The 19,900-nt window shown below is 33.3% G+C and carries 22 protein-coding genes and 1 pseudogene; 15 read left to right on the top strand and 8 right to left on the bottom strand.

The genetic code is table 11. The features are described from left to right. The first annotated feature begins 50 nt into the window (after window positions 1-50). From GSY47_RS00825 to GSY47_RS00805, 5 genes are all read left to right on the top strand, one after another. Window positions 51-1,040, top strand: a complete 990-nt coding sequence (locus tag GSY47_RS00825; protein WP_179003286.1) for an alpha/beta fold hydrolase — start codon at window positions 51-53, stop codon at window positions 1,038-1,040. Window positions 1,041-1,125: 85 nt separating this feature from the next. Next, window positions 1,126-1,515 (top strand): DUF1398 domain-containing protein, encoded by a 390-nt coding sequence (locus GSY47_RS00820; protein ID WP_179003285.1) that lies wholly within the window; start codon window positions 1,126-1,128, stop codon window positions 1,513-1,515. Window positions 1,516-1,531: 16 nt separating this feature from the next. Then, the gene (locus tag GSY47_RS00815) at window positions 1,532-2,389 is read left to right on the top strand and encodes a ThuA domain-containing protein (protein ID WP_179003284.1); all 858 of its coding nucleotides are present in this window, start codon (window positions 1,532-1,534) and stop codon (window positions 2,387-2,389) included. Window positions 2,390-2,391: 2 nt separating this feature from the next. Further along, entirely contained in the window at window positions 2,392-3,243 is an 852-nt protein-coding gene (locus GSY47_RS00810) for a sulfurtransferase (protein ID WP_179003283.1), read from the top strand. Window positions 3,244-3,327: 84 nt separating this feature from the next. Then, the gene (locus GSY47_RS00805) at window positions 3,328-4,551 is read left to right on the top strand and encodes an ATP-binding cassette domain-containing protein (RefSeq protein ID WP_219071034.1); all 1,224 of its coding nucleotides are present in this window, start codon (window positions 3,328-3,330) and stop codon (window positions 4,549-4,551) included. 118 nt (window positions 4,552-4,669) lie between these two features. Here the strand turns inward: GSY47_RS00805 and GSY47_RS00800 are convergent, their stop codons facing one another. Together GSY47_RS00800 and GSY47_RS00795 are read right to left on the bottom strand one after the other, a co-directional pair. Then, a complete protein-coding gene (locus GSY47_RS00800; protein ID WP_179003281.1) occupies window positions 4,670-5,713 on the bottom strand; it encodes an RluA family pseudouridine synthase in 1,044 nt (347 codons plus the stop codon). Then, a complete protein-coding gene (locus GSY47_RS00795) occupies window positions 5,703-6,320 on the bottom strand; it encodes a PASTA domain-containing protein (protein WP_179003280.1) in 618 nt (205 codons plus the stop codon). The genes GSY47_RS00800 and GSY47_RS00795 overlap by 11 nt, the downstream gene beginning before the upstream one ends. A gap of 358 nt (window positions 6,321-6,678) precedes the next feature. Here GSY47_RS00795 and GSY47_RS00790 point away from each other — a divergent pair, with 358 nt between their 5' ends. From GSY47_RS00790 to GSY47_RS00775, 4 genes are all read left to right on the top strand, one after another. After that, window positions 6,679-7,650, top strand: a complete 972-nt coding sequence (locus tag GSY47_RS00790) for a D-alanine--D-alanine ligase (RefSeq protein ID WP_179003279.1) — start codon at window positions 6,679-6,681, stop codon at window positions 7,648-7,650. Window positions 7,651-7,822: 172 nt separating this feature from the next. Further along, window positions 7,823-8,515, top strand: a complete 693-nt coding sequence (locus GSY47_RS00785; RefSeq protein ID WP_179003278.1) for a DUF421 domain-containing protein — start codon at window positions 7,823-7,825, stop codon at window positions 8,513-8,515. A gap of 113 nt (window positions 8,516-8,628) precedes the next feature. Continuing rightward, window positions 8,629-9,090, top strand: a complete 462-nt coding sequence (coaD, locus tag GSY47_RS00780) for a pantetheine-phosphate adenylyltransferase (protein WP_091491061.1) — start codon at window positions 8,629-8,631, stop codon at window positions 9,088-9,090. Between the two features lie 149 nt (window positions 9,091-9,239). Further along, window positions 9,240-9,818, top strand: a complete 579-nt coding sequence (locus GSY47_RS00775) for a PhnA domain-containing protein (protein ID WP_091491062.1) — start codon at window positions 9,240-9,242, stop codon at window positions 9,816-9,818. 261 nt (window positions 9,819-10,079) lie between these two features. On the opposite strand, the gene GSY47_RS00770 is transcribed toward GSY47_RS00775, so the two are convergent. The 3 genes from GSY47_RS00770 to GSY47_RS00760 all read right to left on the bottom strand — a co-directional run bounded on the left by GSY47_RS00770 (window position 10,080) and on the right by GSY47_RS00760 (window position 13,007). Beyond that, the gene (locus GSY47_RS00770) at window positions 10,080-10,526 is read right to left on the bottom strand and encodes a hypothetical protein (protein WP_179003277.1); all 447 of its coding nucleotides are present in this window, start codon (window positions 10,524-10,526) and stop codon (window positions 10,080-10,082) included. A 212-nt stretch (window positions 10,527-10,738) separates the two neighbouring features. Beyond that, window positions 10,739-12,079 carry a DEAD/DEAH box helicase gene (locus tag GSY47_RS00765; protein ID WP_179003276.1) on the bottom strand — a complete coding sequence of 447 codons (1,341 nt, stop codon included), beginning with the start codon at window positions 12,077-12,079 and terminating at the stop codon, window positions 10,739-10,741. 523 nt (window positions 12,080-12,602) lie between these two features. Continuing rightward, complete coding sequence (locus GSY47_RS00760) at window positions 12,603-13,007, bottom strand: helix-turn-helix domain-containing protein (protein ID WP_179003275.1); 405 nt, start codon at window positions 13,005-13,007, stop codon at window positions 12,603-12,605. 167 nt (window positions 13,008-13,174) lie between these two features. Here GSY47_RS00760 and GSY47_RS00755 point away from each other — a divergent pair, with 167 nt between their 5' ends. The 4 genes from GSY47_RS00755 to GSY47_RS00740 all read left to right on the top strand — a co-directional run bounded on the left by GSY47_RS00755 (window position 13,175) and on the right by GSY47_RS00740 (window position 16,735). Further along, window positions 13,175-13,918 carry a DUF6882 domain-containing protein gene (locus tag GSY47_RS00755; RefSeq protein ID WP_179003274.1) on the top strand — a complete coding sequence of 248 codons (744 nt, stop codon included), beginning with the start codon at window positions 13,175-13,177 and terminating at the stop codon, window positions 13,916-13,918. A 251-nt stretch (window positions 13,919-14,169) separates the two neighbouring features. Continuing rightward, on the top strand, window positions 14,170-15,087 hold the full coding sequence (locus tag GSY47_RS00750; protein ID WP_179003273.1) for a hypothetical protein: 918 nt from the start codon (window positions 14,170-14,172) through the stop codon (window positions 15,085-15,087). Between the two features lie 114 nt (window positions 15,088-15,201). Then, the gene (locus GSY47_RS00745) at window positions 15,202-15,666 is read left to right on the top strand and encodes a hypothetical protein (RefSeq protein WP_179003272.1); all 465 of its coding nucleotides are present in this window, start codon (window positions 15,202-15,204) and stop codon (window positions 15,664-15,666) included. 217 nt (window positions 15,667-15,883) lie between these two features. Further along, a complete protein-coding gene (locus GSY47_RS00740; protein ID WP_179003271.1) occupies window positions 15,884-16,735 on the top strand; it encodes a hypothetical protein in 852 nt (283 codons plus the stop codon). A 131-nt stretch (window positions 16,736-16,866) separates the two neighbouring features. Here the strand turns inward: GSY47_RS00740 and GSY47_RS00735 are convergent, their stop codons facing one another. Next, on the bottom strand, window positions 16,867-17,517 hold the full coding sequence (locus GSY47_RS00735) for an NUDIX hydrolase (RefSeq protein WP_179003270.1): 651 nt from the start codon (window positions 17,515-17,517) through the stop codon (window positions 16,867-16,869). Window positions 17,518-17,524: 7 nt separating this feature from the next. Between GSY47_RS00735 and pyrE the strand changes: the two genes are divergently transcribed. Together pyrE and GSY47_RS00725 are read left to right on the top strand one after the other, a co-directional pair. After that, on the top strand, window positions 17,525-18,169 hold the full coding sequence (gene pyrE / locus GSY47_RS00730; protein ID WP_071637185.1) for an orotate phosphoribosyltransferase: 645 nt from the start codon (window positions 17,525-17,527) through the stop codon (window positions 18,167-18,169). 194 nt (window positions 18,170-18,363) lie between these two features. Next, a complete protein-coding gene (locus GSY47_RS00725; protein WP_179003269.1) occupies window positions 18,364-18,756 on the top strand; it encodes an SRPBCC family protein in 393 nt (130 codons plus the stop codon). Between the two features lie 59 nt (window positions 18,757-18,815). Here the strand turns inward: GSY47_RS00725 and GSY47_RS00720 are convergent, their stop codons facing one another. Next, on the bottom strand, window positions 18,816-19,652 hold the full coding sequence (locus tag GSY47_RS00720; protein WP_219071033.1) for an IS3 family transposase: 837 nt from the start codon (window positions 19,650-19,652) through the stop codon (window positions 18,816-18,818). A 2-nt stretch (window positions 19,653-19,654) separates the two neighbouring features. Continuing rightward, window positions 19,655-19,900 (bottom strand): annotated as a pseudogene (locus GSY47_RS00715) (IS3 family transposase); the annotation flags it as partial.

Here is a 19,900-nt window from a genome sequence, read left to right as displayed (position 1 = left end):
AAAAATGCATAGCGGTAATTTTATGTTCCTTAATAAAAAACCATTTTTAAATGAAAAACTTAAAACTCCTCATACTTTTATTGCCTGTTTTTTGTTTGGCACAAGAACAGAAAATCAAACAATTAGATATTAATCTAACGAATTACGAATATCCTTTTCCTGTCCATTTTTTAGAATTAAACAATCAGCGTCAAGCACTTAAGATGGCTTATATGGATATTAAACCTGATAATTACAATAACAAAAACATTGTGCTGCTTCATGGAAAAAACTTCAACGGCGCTTATTGGGAAACTACTATAAAAGCATTGACAAAAGAAGGATTTCGTGTCATTGTTCCGGATCAAATAGGTTTTGGAAAATCAACAAAACCAGATCATTTTCAATATACTTTTCAGCAATTAGCTCAAAATACCAAAAAACTTTTAGACCATTTAGGAATTCAAAAAACAACGATTTTAGGACATTCTATGGGCGGAATGCTGGCAACTCGTTTTGCTTTATTATATCCTGAAACGACAGAAAAATTAGTTTTAGAAAACCCGATTGGTTTAGAAGACTGGAAATTAATTGTGCCGTACCAACCTGTTGACTGGTGGTATGAATCGGAACTGAAACAAAATTATGAGGGTATTAAAAAGTATCAAATGGCGAATTATTACGATGGTAAATGGAATGCCGATTATCAAAAATGGGCAGAACTCGGCGCGGGTTGGACAACTGCTCCCGATTATAATAAAGTTGCTTGGAATTCCGCCCTTCTTTACGACATGATTTTTACTCAGCCTGTTTTATATGAATTTAAAAACATTAAAAGTCCAACACTTTTGATTATTGGAACAAGAGATAAAACGGCTTTAGGAAAACCTTTAGTTGCTGCCGAAGTTCAAAAAACAATGGGAAATTATGCCGAATTAGGTAAAAAAACGCAAAAGGCAATTCCCAATTCAAAATTGGTCGAAATTCCAAACACTGGACATTTACCACATATTGAATCTTTTGATTCATTTATAAAAGCATTAATCGTATTTTTGAAATAATTTCATTAGCCACGAATTCACGAATTTTATTAAAATAATTCGTGAATTCGTGGCTAAAAAAACTAACCTAAAAAACTATATAAATATGTTTACAATAGACCAAATAAAAGAAGCACATGCCAAAGTAAAATCTGGTGCAGATTTTCCAAATTACATTCAGGACTTGATTATTTTGGGTGTTAAAGGATATGATACTTACGTTCATGATGGAAGCGTTGTATATTATGGATTAAACAATTATACCGCTGAAGCCGAAGAAAAATACCCTGAAATAAAAGTAGCCGATTTTCCAAACAAAGAACTTTTTATAGAAAATCTGGTAAAACATCAGCATGGCGAAACTGATTATATGACATTTTGTAATCATTGCGCACAATGTGGAATTGCAAAATGGCGTGTGGATATTGTCGAAATGACCTGCACTTATTTTGACAAAGCTGAAAATGAAATTTTGATCGAAAAAATTCCAAGCTAATCTTTGATTTTATTTCATGATTATTTCTAACCAAAACCTCCAAACCACTTTTAGAAGAGGTATTTTCATCTTTGCATTAGCCATTTCTTTCCTTGGATTTTCTCAAAACAAAAAAGAAAAACCAAAATTTAAAGTCATTGCTTTTTATACCGCTAAAAATGATCAAGCTCATATCAGTTTTGTTCATGAAGCCAATAAATACTTGCCGAAATTAGCTGAAGAAAATCATTTTCAATACGATTCAACCAGCAATTGGGATAATCTAAACGCAAAATTTTTAGCACAATATAAGGTTGTTTTATTTCTGGACACACGACCTGAAAAAAAAGAGCAACGAGAAGCATTTCAAAAATATATGGAAAATGGCGGTGGTTTTATCGGATTTCATTTTGCTGCTTTTGCTTTGAATAATTCGAGTTATAATCAGGATTGGGACTGGTATCACAATACTTTTTTAGGCTCCGGTGAATATGGCAGTAATACCTGGAGACCTACTTCGGCGGTTTTACGCGTAGAAAATCAGCATCCTGTTACTAAAAATCTGCCTAAGACTTTTAGTTCAGCTCCAAACGAATGGTATCGCTGGTCTAACGACTTAAGTAAAAATCCTGACATTGAAATTTTACTAGCTATCGACGAATCTAGTTTTCCGTTAGGAACTGGGCCAAAAGCACATGAAATTTGGCACAGTGGTTATTATCCTGTTGTATGGACCAATAAAAAATACAAAATGCTGTACATAAACATGGGGCATAACGACATTGATTATGAAGGTGGAACCAACAAAACATTATCGTACACGTTTGAAAATAAAACACAAAGCCAAATGATCCTTAATGCATTACTTTGGCTTGGCAATTCAAAAAAACAATAAAAATGTCTACTACTCTTTCTCCAATAATTTCCGCTGAAGAATTAAGCCAGCTCACTCTTTCTGAAATTATTTTAATTGATGCCAGAGCGGGTTCAAATGCATTTGAAGTTTATCAAAAAGAGCATTTAAAAGACGCTCGTTTTGTAGATCTAAATCAGGATTTGGCTTCTATTCCGGAAAATCCAGCAAATGGAGGCAGACATCCATTGCCGACTATAGAACAATTTGCAGAAACACTTTCAAAATTAGGAATTTCGCCATCAGATCATATTATTGTTTACGATGATAAAAATGGTTCTAATTTCGCTGCAAGATTTTGGTGGATGATGCGTGCAATTGGACACGAAAAAATTCAGGTTTTAAATGGTGGTTTTCAAACTGCAATTCAAATTAATTTTCCAACCAGCTCTGGAATCGAAACTTTTCAAGAAACAAGCTATCCAATTCAGGAATGGAAATTACCATTAGCCAATATTGAAGAAGTTGAAAAAGCTCGAAAAAGCGATCAAAATATTGTGATTGATGTTCGAGACAAAAACAGATTTGACGGACTCATAGAACCTTTGGATTTAATTGCAGGACATATTCCTGGCGCAGTTAATATTCCGCTAACTGAAAATTTAGATGAAAATGGATTCTTTAAATCTGCTGAAGAATTAGCTCAAAAATACAAATCCGTCATTGGAGATAAAAAAGAAGAAAACATAATCGTACATTGCGGATCAGGAGTTACAGCATGCCACACTTTATTAGCAATGGATTACGCTGGACTTCCCATTCCGAAGTTATATGTGGGATCATGGAGCGAATGGTCTAGAAACGATCGCGAAATGGCAACAAAAAAAGCAGAATAAAATAATATTTAGCCACAGATTAAAAATATTCAAATGATTAATCCTTTTAATCTGTGGCAAAAAAGTCAAAAATTTAAGAATACAATGCAACACTGGGATATACTTTTATCAAATCAGGTAAATAAAAAAAAACTAATAGACAACATATTAAACGGTGAAGCAACTGGAGAATTAGCCGTTTTTAACACTCAAAAAGGAATACTGTTCTCTGATATTGTCATCGAAAAATTCATCGAAAAAGAATTTCAATACGACAGCGTAGAAGCTTCTCCAGAATCACACAGACAGCTTCGCACTTTCTCCTCTGGTGAACGCAAAAAAGAGTTTTTAAAATACTGTATCAATCAAAAACCGGATTTCATTATTTTCGATAATCCTTTTGATCATTTAGATCAGGCTTCAAGAGTCATTCTAGCCGATTCTTTAAAAGATCTAACCAATGATATTGCGATTATCCAGCTTTTAAACCGTACCGTTGATGTATTGGAATTTGTTCCCAATAAAGCTCAAATCAAAGACAACACATTCGAACTGCATCCGTTTGTAAAAAGTGAAAATCATTTCAAAACATTAAATACAACGGCAATTCCAAAAGCAACTGAAATCCATACTTTTCCTGACGATGAATTAATCAGACTAGAAAATGTTTCGGTAAGCTATGACGAAAGAAAGATTCTTGACAACATTTCCTGGACGATAAAACAAGGCGAATTCTGGCAGTTAATTGGCCCCAACGGTTCTGGAAAAAGCACTATTTTATCCTTAATCACAGGAGATAATCCGAAAGGTTTTGGACAGAATTTATTCTTATTCGGAAGAAAAAAAGGAACCGGAGAAAGTGTTTGGGACATCAAAAAACAAATCGGAATTTACACCACTGCAATGATGGATTTGTTTCAAAAAGGACATACGTTGGAACAAATGATTCTTTCAGGATTTTTCGACCAAATCGGACTTTACACAGAACCAACCACACACCAAAAAAATATCGTAGCGCAATGGCTGGAAGTAATCGAAATGACCCATTTGCGTAAAAAACGTTTCATTGATCTTTCTATCGGTCAGCAAAGAGTTGGATTAATTGTTCGCGCCGTTTTAAAACACCCGCCTTTATTAATCTTAGACGAACCTGTAGAAGGTTTAGATGATGAAAACGTAGATTTAGTAATTCAGTTAATCAATACCATTAAACAAGAAACAAACGTATCTATTTTGTACGTTTCACATAGAATCGAACAAGGCCTCGCTCCTACTTCAGTATTTGAACTTCTGTCATCAGAAACTGGATCAACTGGACAAATTAATTGAATTAGGCAATTAAATAATTACTTGAATACTATCGTTAAAACGAAAAAGCTCCACAAAGGAGCTTTTTTTAATATACTAAAGTAAATTATCTAATTTTCAAATTGACTAATTATCTAATTTAAGAATCCTCTTCCGTATTATGCGATTTCACATAGTTACGCCATTTTTCGATACATTCTTTAAAATCGTCTGGTAATTCCGTATCAAAACGCATTAATTCTCCTGTGTTTGGATGAACAAATCCAAGCGTTTTAGCATGCAATGCCTGACGAGGCAAAGCTTTAAAACAATTTTCGATAAACTGTTTGTATTTCGTAAACGTTGTTCCTTTTAGAATCAAATGACCGCCGTAACGTTCATCATTAAATAACGGATGTCCAATATGCTTCATGTGCGCGCGAATCTGGTGGGTTCTCCCAGTTTCCAGTTTACAAGAAATCAAAGTCACATAACCAAAACGTTCCAAAACTTTATAATGTGTAATTGCAGGTTTTCCTATTTCAGGATCATCAAAAACTGCCATTTGCATACGGTCTTTTAAATGTCTTGCAAGGTTTCCTTCAATAGTACCGCTTTCTTCAGCAACATTCCCCCAAACCAAAGCAATATATTCACGCTCAGTAGTTTTAGCTTCAAACTGTTTTGCCAAATGCGTCATCGCAGCTTCTGTTTTAGCAACCACCAAAAGTCCGGAAGTATCCTTATCAATTCTATGAACCAAACCTGGACGCTCACTGCTGTTCATTGGCAGATTATCAAAATGATGCGCCAATGCATTTACCAATGTTCCAGTATAATTTCCGTGACCTGGATGTACGACCATTCCCGGCTCTTTATTAATCAATAAAAGAGCATCATCTTCATACACAATATTCAACGGAATATCTTCAGGAAGAATATGATTTTCAAACGGTGGATGCGACAGCATAACCGTAATCACATCAAGAGGTTTAACTTTGTAATTTGATTTTACCGGAATATCATTTACAAAGATATTTCCATTAGTTGCCGCGTTCTGAATTTTATTTCGAGTGGCATTCGGAATCAAATACATTAAATATTTGTCAATACGTAAAAACGCCTGACCTTTTGGGACTTCAAATCTGTAATGCTCAAATAATTCGTCTTCCAGATCTAAATTTTCTTCAATATTATTGTTCATCTTGTGGGGTTTCTACAGGCACTGCAGTACTGTCTGCCTGGCTATCATCTACATAACTTGCTTTTCCGTCACCTAAAACCAAATCGATTTTAGACGCTTTCAAAACACGGTCTCCTACTTTTAAATTTCTTCCTTTTAAACGCATTTCCAATACCATATCTTTTCCAAGGTTCGGAATATAGGTAATCGTTCCCAGTTCAAGTCCTAACGCTTTTAACGTTGGCACTGCCTCGCGATACGTTTTTTCAATTAAATCTGGAATTTTAACAGATGAGAATCCAGATGCATTAATTTTAATATAAATTTTTCTACCTACTTTTACCATTGTTCCAGGAAGCGGATCCTGCTCTACAACACTATATTTTGGGTATTCACTTCTGTAATCAACACTATCCAATAGAACATAATCCAAATCTAATTCGTCCAATTTATTTTCAACTTGCTCCTCAGTTAATTTAGACAAATTCGGAACCTCGATTTCGTGTCCGTGATCGGTCGTAAAAGTCAACCAATGCATAAATAAATAACCAATTACCGCGATAATAGCTGCGGCTGCAAGCAATTGCAAGAAAAAAACTCGGCTTGTTAAATACTTTCGTAAACTCATAAATTTATTTTTAATAGCGACAAAGATAAAGTATTTCGTTTCAAAAAAAATGATAATTTTGTTTAAAACAAAGAACTTTGGAATTTGGATTTTTTAAAATTCCTGATTTCAATTTTTTGGAGCTGTTTCCTGCTATCCGCTGTATCTTTTGCGCCGAACCCCGGCACAAAAGGATGCCGCTTCTATCAGGGCTAGAACTCTTGGTTTCATAAGAACGTTATTTATTAAAAAATAATATACTCAATAAAAAAGATTCAACAATCAGTTTTCACAATCGTAACAAAAAATGAAACCTGAAACTTGACACGAGGCTTTAGCCGAACTGACGAAGTAAACAATTAAAACCTGAAACAAAAACATGAAAAACATTGCCATCATCATGGGCGGCTATTCCAGCGAATACAAAATATCTTTAATCAGCGGGAATGTCGTGTATCAATATCTTGACAAAACAAAATACAACGGATTCCGAATTCATATTTTTAAAGAAAAATGGGTTTATGTAGACGATAAAGATGCCGAATTCCCAATCGATAAAAATGATTTTTCTGTAACGGTAAACGGCGAAAAAATCACTTTTGACTGTGTTTTCAACGCTATTCACGGAACTCCAGGCGAAGACGGATTAATGCAGGCTTATTTTGAATTAATCGGAATGCCGCAATCTTCTTGCGATTATTACCAATCGGCTCTAACATTCAATAAAAGAGATTTATTATCGGTTTTAAAACCATACGGAATCAAAACTGCAGTTTCTTACTATTTGAACAAAGGAGACGAAATCAATACAGCTGAAATCGTTAAGAAAGTAGGATTGCCATGTTTCGTAAAACCAAACAAAGCAGGTTCTAGTTTCGGAATTTCAAAAGTAAAAACTGAGGCTGAACTTCCAATTGCCATTGAAGTAGCTTACAAAGAAGACAACGAAATCATCATCGAAAGTTTCCTTGACGGAACTGAGGTTTCTGTTGGTGTAATCAATTATCAAGGCGAAATCAAAGTTTTACCAATTACCGAAATTGTTTCAGACAATGATTTCTTTGATTACGAAGCAAAATACGAAGGGAAATCACAAGAAATCACGCCAGCAAGAATCTCTGACGAACTAACCAAGAAAGTAGCAGATACAGCAAAACGTGCTTATGAAGTTTTAAAAATGAAAGGTTTCTCCAGAAGTGAATTCATCATAGTAAACGACGAACCTCACATGCTTGAAATGAATACTATTCCAGGTTTAACAACAGAAAGTTTGATTCCGCAACAAGCAAAAGCAGCAGGAATTTCTCTGGAAGATTTGTTTACAAATGCAATTGAGTTAGCTTTAGCTTAAAGATACTAAGGTTCTGAGATTCTAAGATACTAAGATTTCAGAACCTTATTTTTTTTTACAGTAATAAAACTGAACAAAGTGAAGCAAAAAACTTTGTCACTTTGTCACTCTGAACCTTTGAACCTAAAACCTTAGCATCTCAGAACCTTAGCAACTTAGCATCTTAAAAAAAATGAACCAAATATTCGAATGGAATAGAGTTTTCTTTAACAGTCTACCAGAAAGTTTTCTTCTGGAAGTGATTTTTCGTTCGACTGTTATGTTTACGATTTTGTTACTGACATTAAAACTGGCAGGAAAACGAGGTGTAAAACAATTATCCATTTTTGAAACTGTAATTATCATTGCATTAGGTTCTGCAGCAGGCGATCCTATGTTTTATGAAGATGTTGGAATAATTCCCGCTGCAATAGTTTTTACTACCATAATCATTTTATACAGAACCGTAACCTGGCTTACCGGAAAAAGCAAAAAATTCGAGGAATTTATAGAAGGTAAAACCGAATGTCTGATTAACGACGGAAAGTTTTCTATAACCAGTTTCAAAAAAGAAAGTCTAGCACAAGATGAGTTTTTCGCAGAATTACGTATCAAATCGATTGAGCATTTAGGACAAGTAAAACACGCTTTTATAGAAACCAGCGGCGAAATCAGTGTTTTTTATTATGAAGACAAAGACGTTGGCTACGGATTACCAATTCTGCCTTTGCTTTTTGAGAAAAAAAATAAAATTATTCCAGAAGACGGAGTGTATTCCTGTTCCTTTTGCGGTAATACTGAAAAATTAAAAAAAGGAACCTCCACTTGTAAAGACTGTCATAAAGACCAATGGGTTCCTTCCATCAATACCAAAAGAATAACGTAGATTTAAATTCCAAAAATAAAATACCAAATTCCAAAAAAAGAAAAAATAAGATGCAGCACAATCCTAATAAAACTTAGAATCTTAGCATCTCAAAACCTTAGAAACTAAAAAAAATGCGAAAAGCCATATTCCCAGGATCATTTGACCCTATTACACTTGGACACGAAGACATTATCAAAAGAGGAATTCCTTTATTTGATGAAATTGTAATTGCGATTGGTGTCAATGCCGAAAAAAAATACATGTTTTCCTTAGAAGAAAGAAAACGTTTTATCGAAGAAACCTTTAAAGACGAACCAAAAGTTTCTGTTATCACTTACGAAGGATTAACAATTGATTTGGCTAAAAAAGAAAAAGCCAATTTTATTTTAAGAGGTCTTCGCAACCCAGCCGATTTCGAATTCGAAAAAGCCATTGCGCACACCAACAGAAAACTTTCGAAAATAGAGACCGTTTTCTTGTTGACTGCTGCAAGTACCTCTTTTATCAGTTCAAGCATTGTGCGTGATGTATTGCGTCATGGTGGTGAGTATGAACAATTGGTTCCAAAAGCCGTTAGGGTAAAAGAAAAATAAAACATAAAAAGGTTCTTGAAATACATAGATTTTGTGCTTCAAAAGAATAAAATTTTCAAACGGTTTTTAAGAATTTTCAAACCCAAACATAAACTTGCAAGCGAAGCAAATTATAAGTAATTTCGCATTTTCAAAATAAACACCAAAAAATGAGTATCGAAAGAGAATTGAGCAAACGAAGCGGCGCTAAATGCGAGCTTTGTGGTGCTGAAGAGAATTTAAAAGTTTATCAAGTACTTCCAACTAGAAAAGGAGGCCTTGATGAATCTGTATTTGCCTGTAACACTTGTATTGACCAAATTGAAAATCCCGACAACGTAGATTTAAATCACTGGAGATGCCTTAACGACAGCATGTGGAACGAAAATATTCCGGTTCAAGTTGTAGCTTGGAGAATGTTAAGCCGTATGCGCGCTGCAGGATGGCCTCAAGAATTGCTTGACATGATGTATTTAGACGATGATACGTTGGAATGGGCAAAAGCAACAGGAGAAGGAGAAGATGACGAAAATAAATTGGTTCACCGTGACAGCAACGGCGTAGTACTACAACACGGAGATTCTGTTGTTTTAATTAAAGATCTTAAAGTAAAAGGATCAAGCATGGTTGCCAAACAAGGAACTGCTGTGAGAAACATCCGTTTAGACCACGAAAACGCCGAATATATTGAAGGAAAAGTAGACGGACAGCAGATTGTAATTATTACACAGTACGTTAAGAAGATATAATTTAAAAGATGCTGAGGTTCTAAGTTGCTAAGATTCTAAGATTTTAGTTTAACCGCGAAGCACGCAAAGATTTACGCGAAGTTCGCAAGGTTTTATCAACGTAAAGCTTTGCGAACTTTGCGCTTTTTAAAAGCCTCACAAATAAAAAAACTTAGCGCCCTTTGCGGTAAATCTACCCATAAAGTATATAAAACTTGAAATATAAAAAAAGCCCGTTCATAAAACAGAACGGGCTTTTTACTATTTATTTCTCGTAGAAAATTATTTCTGGAATAATTTGCTGATTTGGTCTTTTACGAATGGCTCAGAAACGTTGTTTGTATCTGCGTCTCTTTCTTTACTTGAAACCATAAATTGTACGGTTGCTTTGTCTGGAACAACATTTCCTGTATAGTGTAACCAAATGTAGTTGTTTGGTAATTCTAATTTGATATCATACAAAGGCGTTGCAGTAAATCCTCCAACAATAATGTTATAAAGATTGTTGTATGCGTTGTCAATGTTTTTGAATGAAAATTTTCTTAGGTTTGAAGAATCTTCATCAGTTTGGATAATAGTGTAATACACCGTATACTCATCTCCAACTTTTTGAATGTAATTGTTGTTTACTTTCCCTAATTTCTCAACAGGAACAGTTTCAAGAACCTTAACTTGTGCAAACGAAACGAAGCTAAAGAACATAGCAGCAAGGGTAATAATGTTTTTCATAATGGAATTTGGGGTTAACAATTTTCTGTAGCAAAAAAACATAGAAATATTGAAAAAACACCTATCAAACCATTATTTTTTTAACATAAAATTGTAAAACTTAGTCACACAATTATAAAACACTGAAATACAGATAGATAAATTTAAAAAATCTAAATTCCGATTCCGATAGCTATTGTAACTACAAATCAGTACTTTCCTCTTTTCTCCTCCTATACTTTCTTGATGACATTTCGGGCAACTTCGATTTTAAACTTCTTGCCTTTCATTTTCTCCTCTTTAATGTTTTTCAGAAGGTCTTTTACTTTATTGTATTTTACAGCTGCAAACGAAACAAAGTCTTTTACTTCAATTAAACCTAAATCGTCTTTTTCTAGTTTTCCTTTTTGCGAAAAGAAACCCACAATATCAAATTTGTTCAGTTTTGTTTTCTTTCCGCCACTGATGTAGATTGTTTGAAATTGTGGTGGTTTTGGCAATGAAACATTTCCTTCAACATCTAAAACCTCCATTTCATAATCGATATAATCGAATTGTTTTTCACTTTCGTGAATGATAATATAAGCCGTTCCTGTTGCCTGCATACGTGCTGTACGACCGTTTCTGTGGGTGAATTCGTCTTCTTTTAAAGGCAGATGATAATGAATAACGTGTTTCATTTCTGGAATATCCAAACCTCTGGCTGCCAAATCTGTCGTAACCAAATAGGTAACACTTCCGTTTCTAAACTGAATTAAAGCTCTTTCACGCTCTTCCTGATCCATCCCGCCATGATAATAAACCGAATAGATTCCTTTCTCGTTTAAAGTATCGCTGATGCGTTCTGCAGCATCACGATGATTACAGAAAATAATTGCTGATTCTGATTTTAAAGAACAAATCAAATTGAACAGACTCTGCAATTTGTCTTTGGCTGGCGAAAGCACCATTTTCATCGAAAGGTTTTCTTTTTCCTCTTCTTCTGGAATAAAATCCAAAACAGTCGGATTTACAACTTTGGTGTATTTCGGAATCTCAATATCTGAAGTTGCCGAAACCAAAACTCTTTTATTTACTTTCGGTAATCTCCCGATAATAAAAGACATCTGTTCATGAAACCCTAATTGAAGCGATTTATCAAACTCGTCCAAAATTAAAGTCTGAATTTTATCTGTTCTAAAAGTTTCTCTGTCGATATGATCTGCAATTCTTCCTGGCGTTCCAATTAAAACTGCCGGCGGATTGCTTAAGTTTTTCATTTCGGTTTCAATCGAATGGCCGCCGTAACAAATATTGACTTTGTACTGCGTTCCCATTTTCTTCCAAACCTGCTCAATCTGAAGCCCCAATTCACGCGACGGAACCAAAATCAAACATTGAACAGATAAGATTTCAGGCTGTAATAATTCTAAAACAGGAAGCAAAAATGCTAATGTTTTTCCAGATCCTGTTGGAGAAAGCAACAAAGTGTTATTATCGTGAAGAATTACGTCTTTTGCAGTTTCCTGCATTTCGTTTAGGTTTTCGATGCCTAAATTCGAAAGTATATCGTTGGAATGGTGTTTTTTGTTCATTTTGCAAAAGTAGAGAAAAAATAGCTGGCAGTTTACAGTTTTTAGTGTTCGGATTGGAATGCTGCTTATTTAAACGCAATCCCGATAGTTATCGGGAGCTAAGTTTTTTTAATTTTGATTGAGCATAGCTATTGATTGCCTGATTTTTTTTAACGCAAAGTGCGCTAAGTTTTTTTAATTTTGATTGGGTTTGGCTTGCGATAAGAACGCAAAGCTGTATGTTTAGAACTTTGCCAAAATTCTTACTTAAAGTTTTTTTTGCACAAAGTATGTCATTTCGAGGAACGAGAAATCACACTCGTAGCTCGACAAAGATTGTCAAAATTCTGCGCGTCCCGAGGCTTCGGGATAGTGCGATTTCTCGTTCCTCACTGCTAGCGCGAGCGTCCCGCTCGTGAACGCAATCTAAATCAATACATAAAACGGACACGAGCGGGACGCTCGCGCCAGCAAGCAATATATAAAATCAAAAAGCCTAATAAAAAACAAATTTTATTAGGCTTTTTCAAATTGCAAAGAATAACTACTTATCCTTCAATATCTTCTCCAAATACTCCACTTTATCTTTTTCAGCTTGAATTAAACGTTCATAAAGCTTTTTATTTTCTTCGTAAGATTCTATTAATTTATCTAATGGATTAAAAGTACAATGATTATTAAATGTTCCAGCACTTTGATCTGTAAAATTATTGAAATAATTAATTGCAGCTTCGTCTGAGAAATTCTTAAGAGCTTCAACACTTACTCCTAGAGCTTTTGCAATTTGTTTTAGCTTTTCATCATCTATCGTTTCGCTGTTTTCTAAAGCAGAAATCGCTTGTTGGTTTGTTCCTAAAGCCTGAGCCAAAGCTTCTTGTTTCATATCACGAAGTTCACGAATACGACTTATTTTTCTTCCTATATGGCTTGGTTTTGATAGTGTGCTCATAATTCAAAATAATATTAGAGTAATAATAAGCAATATACTTTGCTTTGCATCTCGAACAAAAATACAATAAATATTGATGCATTATTCAGATTAATCATTTTCCTACTTATTTTTTAAATTATATATTTGAAAACATCAATTTTAAAATTCTAAAAAATCGTAACAAAATGGGACTATTCAACAATATTTTTAAAAAGAAAGAAGAAAATACAGAATCAACTACTAATCAGCAAAATGACAGGAAACACTTTGTATCTGAGAATGATTTTTTAGAAAAATACGGCGCTTTGGCTTTAGAAAAACAAAGAAATCTTTATGCTGTAACTGGCGGACTTTCATGGAATGTTGACATGAATAAAGAGGAAATAACTTTTGGAGATGATCTAACATTTCCAATGCAGGTTTTGGGTTCTTTTTCGCATTCTTCTGAAACCTGGCTTTGGCTTTGGGAAAACAAAGCGGGCGGTTATGCAGAATCTGTTATGAAACAGGCGCTTTTATTAAAACAATATGGCGAAGAAAACAATATCGATTTATTGACCGTTGGCAAATTTGATGCTGTTCCTAATGATTTACATTTGATTGGAATGATTGCCACTGAAATGTTTGACGGAAGTGGTTATTATCTTGGAAATTATGGTCAGGGAACTATGGTGGTTACGATTAAATCGGATTTGATTGATAATGTTGAAAGTGAGGAATTCTCGAGAATTTTAACTGTTTTTCCTGAACTGATTTCAACATTTGAAATTCAGAATCACAAAAATGCTTTTACAAATTATCTGTCTCAAAAAGGCTACGAATTGACTTCGAATGGAAACGAAGTTAAAGCAGAAAAAGACGGAAATATTATCAATGCCGTTTTCAACGAAAATAACCTTTTGACCAACTTAAACGGTAATAATTCTTAAAATTAGAATAACTAAATAATCTAAAAAGTTCATCTGAAAACGAGTGCCGCGTGAGGGATAGAAGCTAGCTACCGAAGTAGCGCGGATAGCCCGACAGCATGCCGATAAGAGGGCGTATAAGCTCAAAGTATATTTGCCCTCTTATCGGGATGGTGGCACGCCCAGCTATTTATTTTTACAATTTTTCTTATTTATTTACGCAACCTTTTAAATTATGTTTTACTACTAGATATAACTTAAAAGGTATGAAAATGAAAAAAATAGTAATTCTTATTTTAGGTCTGTTTACAGTTGCCTGCTCCAATGATGCTATTACTTATAGTGATTATGAATTGGATAAACCATTAGATCCAAATATTGAGATTTCGTATACCATAACAAAAAGATATTACAACGATCAAAATATTAATAATGATACCGAAAAATTCTACTTTTCTGAAGAAAAGATTGTTCTTTATCTAAAAAATAACGGTTATTATTTTAAATACAAATACAATAACAATTTACTTAGTGAAATACAAGGTTACGATCCAAGAAATACGGTCATATCAAGTACAAAATTTGTCTATGATAATTTGGAAAGAATAATTGAAATTGATGACCTGCCTAATACAGCCAGAAAAAATGAAACCACAAAATATTCTCTTGTGTATGATTTAGACAAGATTACCGCGATTGAAAAAGTTTCATATCCAGAACAACATACAAGAACATATGAATTTAAAATTAATGGTAATAATCAAATTATCAGTTATGATTTTACAAAGATGGATGAAAAGGAAGTTCCTAAGATTTATCTAAAACAATTTTCTTATGAAAATGGTAATTTAATCTCGCTTAATGACTTGGAAATTTCGTACGGTAATGTAAAAAATGATTACAACTTTAAGAAAAACCTTTTCGGGAAAGAATGGAAAAAAAATAATTTTATAACTAATTATCTTCTAAGAGAAACTTTTGTTACAAACGCACCACAAAGCGAGATTTCTGATTATCTAATCTCATCTTCCAAACAAAAATTAGACAACAATGTTATTTATGATGTAAAAGTAGATTACGAATTTAATAATCAAAATAAAATAACTAAAGAAATTAGAAAATACAATTTCACAGCAAATGGAGCAACAAAAGATGGCGGGAGAACTGAGTTTATCTATGAATACAACTAAGGGAATTATTCATTAGAAAATAAACTGTTTATTTATTCTCGCTTTTTTTTATTTCTGCACGCAACCTTTTAAAAAATATTTTACTGTTAAATATAAACTTCAAAATCTATACTAATGAAAAGCTCACTAAAATATATGATTCTCGCTTTAGTCACGATCTCAATAAGCTTGACAATTTCTTCATGTTCCAATGAAGAGGTGATGACTTATAATGTGCCAGATGATTATTTTTCACCTCCTTTATATCTCAAATGCACCTCAAGTATTGAAGATGCAGATCCAAAAAATGTGACTTTAACGCAATATACAAGAGAGAATCCTTGCAAACCAAATTCAATGGCAATTGTGAAATCAAAATCAAGTAAATATACCCTTTTCATGAGAGGCCTTGCTTCACCTGGAGAATGGAAGGTCTATTCTGGAAGCGGAATCACTTTTGATAACGGTTCATTAACCGCTTTTGGAACAACGGTCACAGTACATTTTGCATCAGACTTTAAAAGTGGGTCAATTAAGGCAGTAGGCAATACAGTCTCAGGAGAAACATGGGGTCCAATTTTGAATTTTTCTAAACCTTAATTTTTTCAAATAAAACTAAACACGAAATCACTTACAACCTAAATACAGAATCCATAAACCAACATAAACCAAATGTAAAAAGGCTCTAATAAACGTAAAGTTATTTAGAGTTTTTTTTTCATTTAAGTAAATTCTAAATTCTTACATTTTTTTGCTTTTCTACGCAACCTTTTAAAAAATATTTTACTACTAGATATAACTTAAAAGGTAAAAAAAAATGAAAATAATAATAATTATTCTAATTGGATTTTTAGCTGTTTCCTGCTCAAATGATGCCCCTAAAGAATCTGAATTGGTTTCTATTACAACAAATTATTATGCAGACAATATTTTATGGGATTCTTCAAAATACTATTACTCAAATAGTAAACTGGAAGATGTGAAAAACTTAGACAAGAGCCGTACAAATTACAGCTACAATAATAATTTAATTGCAACAGCTTCTAATTATGAACCTGACGGTTTTTTATTCTCTACCAACAAATATACTTTTGACAGTAATGATCGTTTAACTGAATTTGCAGTAGTTCTTAGTGATAATAGCGAGATAAAATATACTATAACCTATAACGAAACTACTATTCTTGTTACTTACAAGCACTACATTGGCAACTCTATAGTATATGAATTTGGTTTAAATGCAAACAAACAGATCATTAGTAAAAAAACAATCTCGGTAAACGGCGCTCCTCCTAAAGCAAATTCTTTAAGATATCAATATACCTACGAAGGACAAAATTTAGTCTCGGTAACTTCTTTTAATGCTGAAACAAATGTTACGACGCCTCTAGTGACTTATACTTACGGCACTGAGAAAAATGAGGCAGATCCTTCTAAACATATGTACGGAAAAGCCTGGAAAATGAATAGTTTTTTTATGGTAATAGTAAATGGAGGAAATTACACTTCGCAAGTTTCTGAAAATATATTTTCTAGTTACAAAGAGGGTACAAGAAATGCCACAATTAACCGCGAATATAGTAATGGCAAAATTTCGAAAACGACTACAGAATACGTGTCTTCTTCAAATATCGCCATGAAGATTGTGTCTGTTTATGAGTATAAATAAGATAGTTTCATTTTGTAAAAAGTCTCGATTAGAATTATCTATCGAGACTTTTGTAATATTAGCATGACTTAAATATTTAAAATTTATTTCCAAAACTATTGGAATAAATTTCAACTTAAAACTCTAATTTTCTAACTATTAGAATTTCGATCTGACTGATAAGGAACAGTCGAAGCTATTTTTGCTATTGGTTTTTCTTCTTCAAACAACAATTTAATGTTTTCGTATGAATTTTTAAGTGCCTCTTTAATTTGTTCTGGGTTTAACCACGCTACTTTTTCGATTCCTTCTTCTAATTGGCCGTGTGGAGTTCCTTCAAAATCAGAAAACATTTCGAACCAATGTGTGATTTTGAGTTTGTATTTTCCGTTACGTTTAAAGATATGATACGTTTTCTGAAGTTTATTCGTAATTCTTAACTTATTTACTCCAGTTTCTTCCTCGACTTCGCGCATTGCAGTCGTTTCAATGTCCTCTCCCTTCTCTATTCCGCCTTTTGGTAAATCCCATTTTCCGTTTCTAAAAATAAACAGAACCTCTCCTTTCTTATTATAGACAAAGCCTCCGCCCGCTTTATTAACGGGAATTTTGGCTTTAAGGGTTTTCATCATTTCACTTTCGTCTGGATGATATAGAATCGCTTTTTGAATTTTATTTTGAAAAATTTTTATAATAAGCTGTTCGATATCAATACTCTCCAACAAGAACAATTGGAAATCTGTTTCCTTTGAGATTTCATTTGTCAAAAAAAGTGGTTTGTCGTTTACAAAAACTTTATACATTTGTACTATGATTTTTAATAAAGATACTGCCGAAAAAACAGCCGAATTGCTTTTGCAAATAAATGCAATTAAATTGAATCCCGAAAATCCTTTTACATGGGCTTCTGGTTGGAAATCCCCTATTTACTGTGATAATAGGTTAATTCTTTCATTTCCGAGCATCAGAAACTATGTTCGTGATGAATTTGCTAAAAACATCGAAAAACAATTTGGAAAACCTGATGTAATCGCTGGTGTTGCCACTGGAGCCATTGGAGTTGGTATTTTGGTTGCCGAAAGTTTAGGCCTTCCGTTCGTATATGTACGTCCAGAGCCTAAAAAACATGGAAGACAAAACCAAGTTGAAGGTTTTTTACAAAAAGGACAAAATGTTGTGGTTGTTGAAGATTTAATCAGCACAGGAAAAAGTAGTTTGATGGCTGTTGAAGCTTTAAGAAGTGAAGGTGCTAACATTAAAGGAATGGCAGCAATCTTTACTTACGGTTTTGGTGTTGCTGAAGAAAATTTTAAAGAAGCAAATATTGATTTATTTACTTTAAGCAACTACGAAAACTTGTTAGACTTAGCAGTTCAAAAACAATATATTACTGAAGACCAGCAATCGACTTTACTAGAATGGAACGAAAGTCCATCAACTTGGGGACAGGAATAGATTTTAGATTTTAGATTTTAGATTTTAGATTTTAGATTTTAGATTTTCTAAAAGTCGCCCTGCTCCTTTTTTGGATTTTTTTTTAAAGTTCAGCTTTGCGAACTTAAATAAAGTTAAAGTAACACAAAAAAAGACCTTGCGTCCTTTGCGGTAAAAAAACATTTGCAGTAAAAAATAAAAAAACAAAAAACAATATGAACTTAGAAAGTCCAAAAGTTACTGTTCAGAAATCAGCTCAAGATTTATTCGATCAATTGACTGATGTTAAGAATTTTGAAAAATTAATGCCGGATAACATTGCTAAATTTGAAGTGACTGGTGAAGACTCTTTTATTTTTGGATTAAAAGGAATGCCTGAAATCAAATTAAAAATGAAAGACAAAGTAGCTCCAAACAAAATTGTTTTGGGTGCTGCAAGTGATAAACTTCCGTTTACGCTGACTTCAAATATTGATAGTGTTTCTGATTCAGAAAGTGCTGTTCAGTTATTCTTTGACGGTGAATTCAACGCTATGATGGCCATGATGGTTAAAGGCCCTATTGGCAAGTTTATTGAAACTTTAGCAAACAATATGAACAAACTTTAATAATGATAAATTATTAATTGTCTGAGTCGTCCTGAAATAGGTTGACAGGTTTCACAATATTAATTAAAACCAGTAAAGTTCTCTTTGCTGGTTTTTTGATATACAAAATTAGGTGTTTTCATTTTCAAGCTTAAATGCGGCCTTTTTTGATTATAGCATTCTATAGATTCTTTAATTAATTTATTTAATTCTACTGCTGATTTACATTTATAGATTAAAAATTCATGCTTTAAAATCCCATTGATTCTTTCTGCTAAAGCATTCTGATAGCAATCATATCCATCGGTCATTGATGGTTCAATATTGTTCTTTCTTAATTCATTCTGATAAATCTGGGAACAATACTGAAGCCCTCTGTCTGAATGATGTATAAGTGCAAGTTTGTTTTTTCTATTTTTAACTGCCATTTTCAGGGCTTTAACAACATTCTCTGCACTCATATCGTCACTTAAATGATAGCCGACAATTTTCCTGCTGAAAACGTCTGTAACTAATGAGAGATAATGGGTTCTTTCATATGATTTTACATAAGTTATATCACTTACAAAGACCTGTTCGGGCCTATGCACATTAATATCTTTTAGAAGATTAGGATATTTATGAAGCCAGTGTTTAGAAAAAGTTGTTTTAATATAACTCTTTGCAGGCTTTATAAGCAGCTGCTCTCTTTTTAAATACTTGAAAAATGCATCTCTACCGATTTTAATTCCATTTTCAGCAAAACAATGCTCCAATAAAAAATAAAGTTTTCTTGTGCCTAATCTAGGCATTATTCTTCTTTGTTTTTCAACCAGTTCCCTAACTTTGAGCAATTGTTCTTCGCGTATTAGTAAACGTGATTCATGCTGATAAATCGATTGTCGGCTTATCCCAAATAATCTACAGGCATAGGACATACTTATTCCTTTTTCCTGCCGGATGCTTCTGATGGTTTGGGAGAAAACTTTTTTCTGATTTGAGTTCCATATTGACTGTCAGAAATATCAATCATAGTATTAAGAACCATGTTTTTCAGTTTTTCATCTGCCAGTTCTTTTTCTAATCTTTTGATAATCTGTGCCGGAGTTTCTTTTGATTTTGACATAAAAAGAAGATTAGGTTTGCTCCAGTCTAAGTTACCAAATTTTCGTAACCAAACCAAAAC

It is taken from the genome of Flavobacterium quisquiliarum (assembly GCF_019308285.1).
In the GTDB taxonomy this organism is placed as follows: domain Bacteria; phylum Bacteroidota; class Bacteroidia; order Flavobacteriales; family Flavobacteriaceae; genus Flavobacterium; species Flavobacterium quisquiliarum.
Note: the sequence above shows the minus strand (reverse complement) of the source record. Positions and strands in the feature narration are given on the sequence as shown.

Coding starts and splice junctions, on each gene's coding strand:
- GSY47_RS00815 (WP_179003284.1), top strand. CDS start 1,532: ATGATTATTTCTAACCAAAACCTCCAAACCACTTTTAGAAGAGGTATT.
- GSY47_RS00750 (WP_179003273.1), top strand. CDS start 14,170: ATGAAAAAAATAGTAATTCTTATTTTAGGTCTGTTTACAGTTGCCTGC.
- GSY47_RS00745 (WP_179003272.1), top strand. CDS start 15,202: ATGAAAAGCTCACTAAAATATATGATTCTCGCTTTAGTCACGATCTCA.
- coaD (WP_091491061.1), top strand. CDS start 8,629: ATGCGAAAAGCCATATTCCCAGGATCATTTGACCCTATTACACTTGGA.
- GSY47_RS00755 (WP_179003274.1), top strand. CDS start 13,175: ATGGGACTATTCAACAATATTTTTAAAAAGAAAGAAGAAAATACAGAA.
- GSY47_RS00720 (WP_219071033.1), bottom strand. CDS start 19,652: ATGTCCTATGCCTGTAGATTATTTGGGATAAGCCGACAATCGATTTAT.
- GSY47_RS00810 (WP_179003283.1), top strand. CDS start 2,392: ATGTCTACTACTCTTTCTCCAATAATTTCCGCTGAAGAATTAAGCCAG.
- GSY47_RS00820 (WP_179003285.1), top strand. CDS start 1,126: ATGTTTACAATAGACCAAATAAAAGAAGCACATGCCAAAGTAAAATCT.
- GSY47_RS00800 (WP_179003281.1), bottom strand. CDS start 5,713: ATGAACAATAATATTGAAGAAAATTTAGATCTGGAAGACGAATTATTT.
- GSY47_RS00805 (WP_219071034.1), top strand. CDS start 3,328: ATGCAACACTGGGATATACTTTTATCAAATCAGGTAAATAAAAAAAAA.
- GSY47_RS00795 (WP_179003280.1), bottom strand. CDS start 6,320: ATGAGTTTACGAAAGTATTTAACAAGCCGAGTTTTTTTCTTGCAATTG.
- GSY47_RS00785 (WP_179003278.1), top strand. CDS start 7,823: ATGAACCAAATATTCGAATGGAATAGAGTTTTCTTTAACAGTCTACCA.
- GSY47_RS00790 (WP_179003279.1), top strand. CDS start 6,679: ATGAAAAACATTGCCATCATCATGGGCGGCTATTCCAGCGAATACAAA.
- GSY47_RS00825 (WP_179003286.1), top strand. CDS start 51: ATGAAAAACTTAAAACTCCTCATACTTTTATTGCCTGTTTTTTGTTTG.
- GSY47_RS00770 (WP_179003277.1), bottom strand. CDS start 10,526: ATGAAAAACATTATTACCCTTGCTGCTATGTTCTTTAGCTTCGTTTCG.
- pyrE (WP_071637185.1), top strand. CDS start 17,525: ATGATTTTTAATAAAGATACTGCCGAAAAAACAGCCGAATTGCTTTTG.
- GSY47_RS00765 (WP_179003276.1), bottom strand. CDS start 12,079: ATGAACAAAAAACACCATTCCAACGATATACTTTCGAATTTAGGCATC.
- GSY47_RS00740 (WP_179003271.1), top strand. CDS start 15,884: ATGAAAATAATAATAATTATTCTAATTGGATTTTTAGCTGTTTCCTGC.
- GSY47_RS00725 (WP_179003269.1), top strand. CDS start 18,364: ATGAACTTAGAAAGTCCAAAAGTTACTGTTCAGAAATCAGCTCAAGAT.
- GSY47_RS00760 (WP_179003275.1), bottom strand. CDS start 13,007: ATGAGCACACTATCAAAACCAAGCCATATAGGAAGAAAAATAAGTCGT.
- GSY47_RS00735 (WP_179003270.1), bottom strand. CDS start 17,517: ATGTATAAAGTTTTTGTAAACGACAAACCACTTTTTTTGACAAATGAA.
- GSY47_RS00775 (WP_091491062.1), top strand. CDS start 9,240: ATGAGTATCGAAAGAGAATTGAGCAAACGAAGCGGCGCTAAATGCGAG.